The 8,828-nt window shown below is 74.9% G+C and carries 9 protein-coding genes; 7 read left to right on the plus strand and 2 right to left on the minus strand.

The window, feature by feature from the left end:
• From EEJ42_RS37535 to cobC, 6 genes are all read left to right on the plus strand, one after another.
• Positions 1 to 795 (plus strand): vWA domain-containing protein (locus EEJ42_RS37535; RefSeq protein ID WP_123106657.1); only part of this gene is annotated, 795 nt, incomplete at its 5' end.
• Positions 795 to 1,391, plus strand: coding sequence for a cob(I)yrinic acid a,c-diamide adenosyltransferase (cobO, locus tag EEJ42_RS37540; RefSeq protein WP_123106658.1), 597 nt, complete (start codon positions 795 to 797; stop codon positions 1,389 to 1,391). The genes EEJ42_RS37535 and cobO, both read left to right, overlap by 1 nt.
• The gene (locus tag EEJ42_RS37545) at positions 1,385 to 2,845 is read left to right on the plus strand and encodes a cobyrinic acid a,c-diamide synthase CobB (protein WP_123106659.1); all 1,461 of its coding nucleotides are present in this window, start codon (positions 1,385 to 1,387) and stop codon (positions 2,843 to 2,845) included. The genes cobO and EEJ42_RS37545 overlap by 7 nt, the downstream gene beginning before the upstream one ends.
• Before the next feature lie 18 nt (positions 2,846 to 2,863).
• Positions 2,864 to 3,385 carry a cobalamin biosynthesis protein gene (locus tag EEJ42_RS37550; RefSeq protein WP_123106660.1) on the plus strand — a complete coding sequence of 174 codons (522 nt, stop codon included), beginning with the start codon at positions 2,864 to 2,866 and terminating at the stop codon, positions 3,383 to 3,385.
• Positions 3,386 to 3,449: 64 nt separating this feature from the next.
• On the plus strand, positions 3,450 to 4,289 hold the full coding sequence (locus EEJ42_RS37555; protein ID WP_123106661.1) for a sirohydrochlorin chelatase: 840 nt from the start codon (positions 3,450 to 3,452) through the stop codon (positions 4,287 to 4,289).
• Positions 4,279 to 5,427, plus strand: coding sequence for an Rv2231c family histidinol phosphate aminotransferase CobC (cobC, locus tag EEJ42_RS37560; RefSeq protein WP_123106662.1), 1,149 nt, complete (start codon positions 4,279 to 4,281; stop codon positions 5,425 to 5,427). The genes EEJ42_RS37555 and cobC overlap by 11 nt, the downstream gene beginning before the upstream one ends.
• 125 nt (positions 5,428 to 5,552) lie before the next feature.
• On the opposite strand, the gene EEJ42_RS37565 is transcribed toward cobC, so the two are convergent.
• Positions 5,553 to 6,455 carry an SCO1860 family LAETG-anchored protein gene (locus EEJ42_RS37565; protein ID WP_123106663.1) on the minus strand — a complete coding sequence of 301 codons (903 nt, stop codon included), beginning with the start codon at positions 6,453 to 6,455 and terminating at the stop codon, positions 5,553 to 5,555.
• A gap of 253 nt (positions 6,456 to 6,708) precedes the next feature.
• A complete protein-coding gene (locus EEJ42_RS37570) occupies positions 6,709 to 7,812 on the minus strand; it encodes an amidohydrolase family protein (RefSeq protein WP_184503466.1) in 1,104 nt (367 codons plus the stop codon).
• 274 nt (positions 7,813 to 8,086) lie between these two features.
• Between EEJ42_RS37570 and EEJ42_RS37575 the strand changes: the two genes are divergently transcribed.
• The gene (locus tag EEJ42_RS37575) at positions 8,087 to 8,653 is read left to right on the plus strand and encodes a SigE family RNA polymerase sigma factor (protein ID WP_425473018.1); all 567 of its coding nucleotides are present in this window, start codon (positions 8,087 to 8,089) and stop codon (positions 8,651 to 8,653) included.
• Positions 8,654 to 8,828 lie beyond the last annotated feature (175 nt).

The following is an 8,828-nucleotide window of genomic DNA, read 5'->3' on the forward strand; positions in this document are numbered from 1 at the left end:
GCCGGACGGCGGTCGCGGGCCCGCACCGCGCACGGCCGCACCGCCGGTGCGCGCCGCCCCCAGGGGACGCTGACCTCGCTGCACCTGGCGGCGACCGTACGGGCCGCCGCCCCGCATCAGCACATCCGCGGGCGGCGCGGCCCGGGGCTGCTGGTGCGCCGGGACGATCTGCGGGAGGCGGTGCGCGAGGGCCGGGAGGGCAATCTCGTGCTGTTCGTCGTGGACGCGTCGGGGTCGATGGCCGCCCGCAAGCGCATGGGCGCGATCAAGGGCGCGGTGCTGTCGCTGCTGCTGGACGCCTATCAGCGGCGGGACAAGGTCGGCCTGGTCACCTTCCGGGGGGCGGACGCGGAGCTGGCGCTGCCGCCCACCTCGTCGGTGGACGCGGCCGCCGCCCGGCTGGAACAGCTGCCGACCGGCGGCCGCACCCCGCTCGCGGCGGGACTGTTGAAGGCCCGCGAGGTGCTGCGGGTGGAGCGGCTGCGGGACCCCTCGCGCCGTCCGCTGCTGGTCGTGGTGACCGACGGGCGGGCCACGGAGTCGAAGAAGGCCGCGGTGTCCGACGGGTCCACGCCGGTGGAGCGGGCCGGGCGCGCGGCGCGGCTGCTCGCGGGCGACGGGGTCGCCTCGGTGGTGGTCGACTGCGAGTCGGGGCCGGTGCGGCTGGGCCTGGCGGGCGCGCTCGCGCGCGATCTGCGGGGCACCCCGGTCACCCTGGACGAATTGCGCGCGGACAGCGTGACGGCGCTGGTCCGCGATGTACGGACGGTACAGAACTCACGGAGGGCAGCCTGATGCCGCAAGGACAACCGACCGTCGTCCCCGACGACGGGCTGACCACCCGCCAGCGCCGCAACCGGCCGCTCGTGCTCGTGCACACGGGCGTGGGGAAGGGCAAGTCGACGGCCGCGTTCGGTCTGGCGCTGCGGGCGTGGAACCAGAACTGGCCGGTCGGTGTATTCCAGTTTGTAAAGAGTGCGAAATGGAAGGTCGGCGAGGAGCGTGCGCTGCGCGTCCTCGGCGACTCGGGCGAAGGGGGGACCGTCGCATGGCACAAGATGGGCGAGGGCTGGTCGTGGGTCCAGCGCGACATGGCGTCCAGCGAGGAGGCCGCACGCGAGGGCTGGGAGCAGGTCAAGCGCGATCTCGCGGCGGAGACATACCGGCTCTATGTGCTGGACGAGTTCGCGTATCCCATGCACTGGGGCTGGGTGGATCCTGAGGAAGTGGTGTCGGTCCTGCGCGACCGGCCGGGTACGCAGCATGTCGTCATCACGGGGCGGAACGCACCGGCGCCGCTGGTGGACTTCGCCGACCTCGTCACCGACATGTCCAAGGTCAAGCACCCGATGGACACCGGTCAGAAGGGCCAGCGAGGCATCGAGTGGTGAGAGTTCCCCGACTGGTCGTCGCCGCGCCCGCCTCCGGCAGCGGCAAGACGACCGTCACCGCGGGGCTGATGGCGGCCTTCGCGCAGCGCGGTCTGGACGTGTCCCCGCACAAGGTGGGCCCGGACTACATCGATCCTGGCTATCACGCGTTGGCCGTCTCGCCCGCCGGTGGCGGCCGCGCGCCTGGGGGTGGGGTGCCTGGTGGCCGCGCGTCCGGTGGCGGGGCCGGGCGGCCGGGGCGGAACCTGGACGCCTATCTGTGCGGTCCGGACCGGATCGCGCCGCTGTTCCTGCACGGGGCGGCGGGCTGCGATCTGGCCCTGGTCGAGGGCGTGATGGGGCTGTTCGACGGGGCGGCCGGGCAGGGCGAGCTGGCGTCGACGGCACAGGTGGCCAAGGTGCTGCGGGCGCCGGTGGTGCTGGTGGTGGACGCGTCCTCGCAGTCGCGTTCGGTGGCGGCCCTGGTGCACGGCTTCGCCTCCTGGGACCCGGAGGTGCGGGTCGCGGGGGTGATCCTCAACAAGGTGGCGTCCGACCGGCACGAGGCGATGCTGAGGGAGGCGCTGGAGGGCGCCGGGGTGCCGGTGCTCGGCGCGCTGCGCCGGATGCGCGAGGTCGGGACGCCGAGCCGTCATCTCGGTCTGGTGCCGGTGGCCGAGCGGCGCACGGAGGCCACGGACGCGGTCGCGGCGCTGGCCGCGTGGGTGCGGGAGGGGTGCGATCTCGACGGGCTGATGGCGCTGGCGGGCAGCGCGCCTCCCCTGTCCGGCCCGGTGTGGGATCCGGTGGCGGAGCTGGGCCCGGCGGCGGAGGCCGCCGCGGAGAGCCCCCTGCCGGAGGACCGGCGGCCGGTGGTCGCCGTGGCGGGCGGGGCCGCGTTCACCTTCTCCTACGCGGAGCACACCGAGTTGCTCACCGCCGCGGGCGCGCGGGTCGTGCCGTTCGACCCGCTGCGGGACGAGCACCTCCCCGACGGGACCGGCGGGCTGGTGATCGGTGGCGGCTTCCCGGAGGTGTACGCACCGGAGCTGTCCGCGAACGAGCCGCTGCGCGCCGAGGTCGCCAGGCTGGCGGCGACCGGTGCGCCCATCGCCGCCGAGTGCGCCGGGCTGCTGTATCTGGCGCGCTCGCTGGACGGGCGCCCGATGTGCGGAGTGGTGGACGCCGAGGCACACATGTCGGATCGGCTGACGCTGGGCTACCGTGAGGCCGTGGCCATTTCCGACACGTCCCTCGCCGCCGCGGGGACCCGGGTGCGGGGCCATGAGTTCCACCGCACCACCGTCGAGCCGGGGGCCGGGCAGACGCCCGCCTGGGGGCTCGTCCATCCGCAGCGCCGCACCGAAGGGTTCGCACCGGGAAACGTGCATGCCTCGTATCTCCATGTGCACTGGGCGGCGGTGCCCGGTGTGGCGGCCCGGTTCGTGGCCGGATGTGTGCCCGCCGCCGGGTGACCGGGGCGGTGACCTGACGTGCGCCCTCCACAACAGCCGGATCTGGTGGTCGGCGTCGGCGCGCGGCGAGGGGTGTCCGTGGACGAGGTGACCGGGCTGGTGGCGGCGGCCCTCGCCGGGGCGGGCCTCTCGCCCGGCGGCGTCGCCGAGTTGGCGACGGTCGAGGCCAAGGCCGGTGAGCCCGGGCTGCTGGCCGCGGCCGAGCGCCTCGGGGTGCCGCTGCGGGGGTACGGGGCGGAGACGCTGGCCGCCGTCGACGTGCCGAACCCGTCCATGGCGGCCCTCACCGCCGTGGGGACGCCCGGTGTGGCGGAGGCGGCTGCTCTGCTGGCCGCCGGGCCGGGAGGCGAACTGCTCGTCGCCAAGCGGGTGTCGGAGCCGGGTGGGGGCAGGCCGTCGCGGGCCACCTGTGCGATCGCCCGCCGTGGTCCGCGGGACGGCCACCCGCAGGACGGCCCGCCTCAAAACGGCCGCTCGCGAAGCGGCCACTCCGAAATCGGCCGAAGACCTGCCGTGGCGTGTCCCGACGGCGCTCAGTAACGTCTCGGGGCGAGACTGCGCTTTGCACCGTGAGACCCGTTTCACCCTGCACCAAGGAGACTTCGTGACGACCCCGCCCGCGCTGCTCATCGCAGGCATCGGCACCCGAGACGAGAGGCGCGCCGGCGCCTTCCAGGATTTCGTACGGGAGTTGGGCGCGCAGCACCCGGATCTGCCCGTGGCGGGCGGCCTCACCGGGCCGGGCGCGCCCCCGCTGTCCGATGCGGTGGCCCGCCTCGTCGGAGAGGGCGTGACGCGTTTCGCCGTCGTGCCCCTCAGCCTGATCCCGGTGGAGCACCCGAGAGACGGGGTCGTCGCCGCGCTGGCCCAGGAGGCGGAGCGGCACGCGGACGCCTCGTTCGTCTTCGGCCGCCCGCTGGGCCCGGACCCCCGGCTGCTGCGGGTGCTGGAGCGGCGGCTGGACGAGGCGCTGGGCGGCGGTCGGCGCTCCCCCTCGGACCGGGCGCGGACGACGGTGCTGCTGGTGGGCGACGGGTCGCCGCTGCCGGAGGGCAACGCCGAGGTGCACCGGGCCGCCCGGCTGCTGTGGGAGGGGCGCGGTTTCGCGGGCGTCGAGACGGCGTTCGCCTCGCTCGCCGCGCCGGACGTGCCCTCGGGTCTGGACCGCTGTGTGCGGCTCGGGGCGCAGCGGATCGTGGTGCTGCCGTATTTCCTGTTCGGCGGTGACGCGCTGGAGCGGGTCCGGCAGCAGGCGGAGGGCTGGCAACTCGCCTATCCGGAGGCCGACGTGGTGTACGCCGATGTCATCGGCCCGACCGTGGAGTTGGCGGAGCTGGTCATGGAGCGCTACGAGGAGGTGGCCGGGGTGCCCGAGCGGGCGCAGCTCGAAGCGGAGGCGGCCCATGCCCACTCCCACCCGGACATCCACGCCGATGTCCGCTGAGATACCGGCCGCTGAGGCCGCTGGGATACCGGCCGCTGAGACGCCCGCCCGTGAGACGCCCGCCCGTGAGACGCCCGCCGGCGGTGCGGTCCCCGGGTTCGATCTGCGGCATCACGGGGACGCGGAGGTGCGCGGGGCCGACGCCGGGCTGACGGACCTCGCGGTCAACGTCCGGGCCGGTACGCCGCCGCGCTGGCTCAAGGACCGCATCGCCGCGTCCCTCGACGGGCTGGCCGCCTACCCCGACGGGCGGGCGGCGCGCGCCGCGGTGGCCGCGTGCCATGGCGTGCCCGAGGGCCGGGTGCTGCTGACGGCCGGGGCCGCGGAGGCGTTCGTGCTGATCGCCCGCGCCCTTCCGGCCCGGCGCCCGGTGGTGGTGCATCCGCAGTTCACCGAGCCGGAGGCCGCGTTGCGGGACGCCGGGCACACGGTGGAGCGGGTGCTGCTCGACGAGCGGGACGGCTTCCGGCTGGACCCGGCGGCGGTGCCGGACGACGCCGATCTGGTGGTCGTCGGCAATCCCACCAACCCCACCTCCGTGCTGCACCCGGCCGCCGCGCTCGCCGAACTGGCGCGGCCCGGGCGGACGCTGGTGGTGGACGAGGCGTTCATGGACGCCGTGCCGGGCGAGCCCGCGTCGCTCGCCTCCCGCACGGATGTGCCGGGGCTGGTCGTGCTGCGCAGCCTCACCAAGACGTGGGGGCTGGCGGGGCTGCGCATCGGGTACGTGCTGGCGGACCCGGGGATCGTCGCCGCGCTGGAGCGGGTGCAGCCCCTGTGGCCGGTGTCCACGCCCGCGCTGGCGGCGGCGGAGGCGTGCTGTGCGCCCGACGCGCTGGCCGAGGCGGCGCGGGCCGCCGAGCGAGCCGCCGCCGACCGCGCCTATCTGGCCGAGCGGCTGGGCGAGTTCGCCGAGGCCGGGCTGCGGGTGTGCGGTCCGGCGGCCGGCCCGTTCCTGCTGATCCGGCTGCCGGACGCGGCGGCGATACGCACCCGCCTCCGCGAACTCGGCTTCGCGGTGCGCCGCGGCGACACGTTCCCGGGCCTGGGCCCGGACTGGCTGCGGCTGGCCGTCCGCGACCGCGATACGACGGACCGCTTCGTGATCGCCCTGGCCAAGGCCCTCCAGGACGGCTGACCCCCGCAGGACACCGCCGTCTGGGGGCCTGCCCGGGCGGGTTGAATCGCACCGGGCAGGCCCGGGCCGACGCCGGAGGTCGGGGTGGGTCGACCGCCGGCGTCGGCTGCTAGGTGGGGTCGTGCTTACGCATCACCGCGCGTTCCGGTGGCCCGCCGGCGGCGGGCCAGGATCACCGCGCCGCCACCCGCGGCGAGCAGCACGGCGCCGCCTGCCACCAGGTACGGGGTGGCCGAGCTGCCGCCGGTCTCGGCGAGGTGCTCCGGCTTGGGCTCCGGCTTGGTCTGGTTGACGACCTCCGGCTCCTCCTCCTTGGCCGGGGCGACGGGCGCCTCACAGGTGGCGTGGGCCAGAGTGACCTGGCCCTCGACCTCGGAGACGTTGAGCTTGAGCGGGTTCACCGAGACCTTCAGCGACAGCGCGGTGGCCGCGGCGGTGCGCGAGGTGGTCGAGGTGCGCGACAGATCCAGGGTCACCTGGCCGAGCGAGGGCACGTCGACCTTGGTGGAGGCGCCCGCGGTCAGGGTGACCTTCTTGCCGAGCACGCTGACGGTGCCGAGCACGTTGGAGTCGGCGGTCGGCTTCTTTCCGGCCGCGCACACGGCCTTCGAGGTGACCTGCTCCACGGTGAGGAGCGGCACCGCCAGCAGCCCCGGCACGTTCACCTTGGCGTTGACGAGGTTGGAGTAGCCCTCGGAGCGGGACTTCTCCGTGACGGCGCGGGCGGTGGCCACGTCGGCGCGCAGCACGCTGAAGGGGCGGTCGCCGTTGACGCCGGCCACGGTCGCGCTGAGCGCGGTCTTGCTGGCGGTCTGCGGCGCCTTCACTTCGTTCAGCGAGGTCACCAGCGGTGCGGTGACGGTCTTGTTGAGGAGCGAGACGCTCAGGTCGGTACGGAGTACGGCCGCGCCGGCCTTGCCGGTGGCGGTGGTGTCGCCGGTCCGGGCGTGCGCCGTGCCCGCGGGCAGGACGCCCAGGACGGAGACGGCGGTGGCTGCGGAGACGGCCGCCACACGGCGGGCGGGCATGCCGAAGAAGGTATTGCGTGAAAAGGACACGTGAGTTGACCCCCACAGGAGACATGGAGCCGCCGGCGCCTGCCGCGGGGGACTCCACGGGCGCCGACGGCCTCGACCACGCCATATTTGCGCACCGGGGGTAAACAGGCAGACACATGAAGTCCGTTCATCCCAAAGGGTGTTGTTCGCCGAAGCGTTCGATGGCCACGTATCCCCGGACCCCGCCACGTATCCCCAGACCCCCAGGTCCCCCGGGTCCCGCTCAGAACACCCGGCCCCGCAGCACCACCCACCGCGGCGCCGTCAGCACCCGTACGTCGGCGCGCGGGTCGGCCTCGTACACCACGAGGTCGGCGGGGGCGCCCTCGGTGATCCCCGGCCGTCCCAGCCAGGCCCGGGCGCCCCAGGTGGCCGCCGACAGCGCGTCCCGTACCGGGATGCCCGCCTTGACCAGCTCGGCGACCTCCTGGCCGACCAGCCCGTGCGCGAGCGAACCGCCCGCGTCGGTGCCGGTGTAGACGGGGATGCCCGCGTCCCAGGCGGCGCGCACCGTGTCGTAGCGCCGCGCGTGCAGCCGTCGCATGTGGTCGGCCCAGCGGGGGAACTTGGCCTCGCCGCCCTCCGCGAGCCGCGGGAAGGTGGCGATGTTGACCAGGGTCGGGACGATGGCGACGCCCCGCTCGGCGAACAGCGGGATGGTGTCCTCGGTCAGCCCGGTCGCGTGCTCGATGCAGTCGATCCCGGCCTCGACCAGCGGGGCGAGGGTCTCCTCGGCGAAGCAGTGTGCCGTGACCCGCGCCCCGAGCCGGTGGGCCTCGGCGATGGCCGCCTCGACCGCCCCGCGCGGCCAGCAGGCGGACAGGTCGCCGCTGTCCCGGTCGATCCAGTCGCCGACGAGCTTGACCCAGCCGTCGCCGCGGCGCGCCTCGGCCGCCACGTAGGCGACCAGGTCCTCCGGTTCGATCTCGTGGGCGTAGTTGCGGATGTAGCGCTTGGTGCGGGCGATGTGGCGACCGGCCCGGATGATGCGGGGCAGGTCCTCGCGGTCGTCGATCCAGCGGGTGTCGGACGGCGATCCGGCGTCGCGCAGCAGCAGCGCCCCGGCGTCGCGTTCGGTGAGTGCCTGCTTCTCGCCCGTCGCGTCGTCCACCGCGCCGTGGGCGTCCAGGCCGACGTGGCAGTGGGCGTCGACGAGCCCCGGCAGCACCCAGCCGTCCAGCCTCCGTACGTCCCGGGTCCCGGTCGGCCGGTCGAAGGTGATCTTGCCGTCGACCACCCACATCTCGTCCCGGACGCCACCGGCGTCCCCGTCCTCCGGGCCGACCAGGATCCGCCCCTTGATGTGCAGCACCGCGCTCTCCCTCATGTCACGCACTGTACGAGACGGCGGCCGCCCGCTGACCGGCCAATTCCGGGTAAGCGGAAGGGCTCCACTCGTACAACACGGGGAGCGCTGCTACGCTCACGCAACCCACCGGACGAGGGACAGCAGGGACAGTGAGGAGGCCCGCGTGAGCGCTCCTACCGACGGCCCGGCCGCCGCGGCCACCACACCGGCGTCTGGCTTACCGGCGGACGGCTTATCCGCGGCCGACCCGCAGGCGGAGTTCCGGGAGTTCTTCGAGCGGCACCATGCCGAGCTGGCCCGCCTCGCCCACTTGCTGCTGGGCAGTTCCGACGGGGCGGACGACCTGGCGGCCGACGCGCTGGTCGCGGTCTGGCACCGGTGGGACCGGGTGCGGGTCGCCGAGCATCCGGCCGCGTACGCCCGGGGCGTGGTCGCCAACCTGGCCCGGTCCCGGATCCGCAGTCTGGTGCGCGAGCGGCGGCGGGTGGCGCTCTTCTCGTCGGAGCGCTCGGACCGGGTGGACGACCCGGATGTGTCCGCGGTGGTGGACGTGCAGGCCGCGCTGGTGAGGCTGCCGTTCCGGAAGCGGGCGTGCGTGGTGCTGCGGCACGCGTTCGACCTCTCGGAGCGGGACACGGCCCGTACGCTCGGCATCTCGGTGGGCACGGTCAAGAGCCAGACCTCCCGCGGCATCGCCGAGCTGGAGCGGCTGCTCGGCCCGCCCGACGACGAGACCGAGCGGCCCGCTGCGGGCACACAGGCGCAGGCCCCGCCGTCGGCGCCGTCCGCGCAGGAGACGGTACGGGGGCTCCGCCCCGGCCGTGTGGGTCATGCCGGGCACCCAGGAGGGAACGGTTGATGATCGACCATCGCGACGACCGGCGCGATGTCGCCGCCGCGCTGCGCGAGGCCGCCGAGGCGCACCAGCCGGACCGGGCCAGGATGCTGGCCCGGGTCACCGCGGGCATGGCGGCGGGCGAGCGGCGGAGCGTCCGCCGGACCCCCGCCCGGCAGTGGACCCGGGTCGTGGGCCC

The organism is Streptomyces botrytidirepellens (assembly GCF_003721215.1).
GTDB lineage: Bacteria > Actinomycetota > Actinomycetes > Streptomycetales > Streptomycetaceae > Streptomyces > Streptomyces himastatinicus.

Coding starts and splice junctions, on each gene's coding strand:
- cobO (WP_123106658.1), top strand. CDS start 795: ATGCCGCAAGGACAACCGACCGTCGTCCCCGACGACGGGCTGACCACC.
- cobC (WP_123106662.1), top strand. CDS start 4,279: ATGTCCGCTGAGATACCGGCCGCTGAGGCCGCTGGGATACCGGCCGCT.
- EEJ42_RS37565 (WP_123106663.1), bottom strand. CDS start 6,455: ATGCCCGCCCGCCGTGTGGCGGCCGTCTCCGCAGCCACCGCCGTCTCC.
- EEJ42_RS37570 (WP_184503466.1), bottom strand. CDS start 7,812: ATGAGGGAGAGCGCGGTGCTGCACATCAAGGGGCGGATCCTGGTCGGC.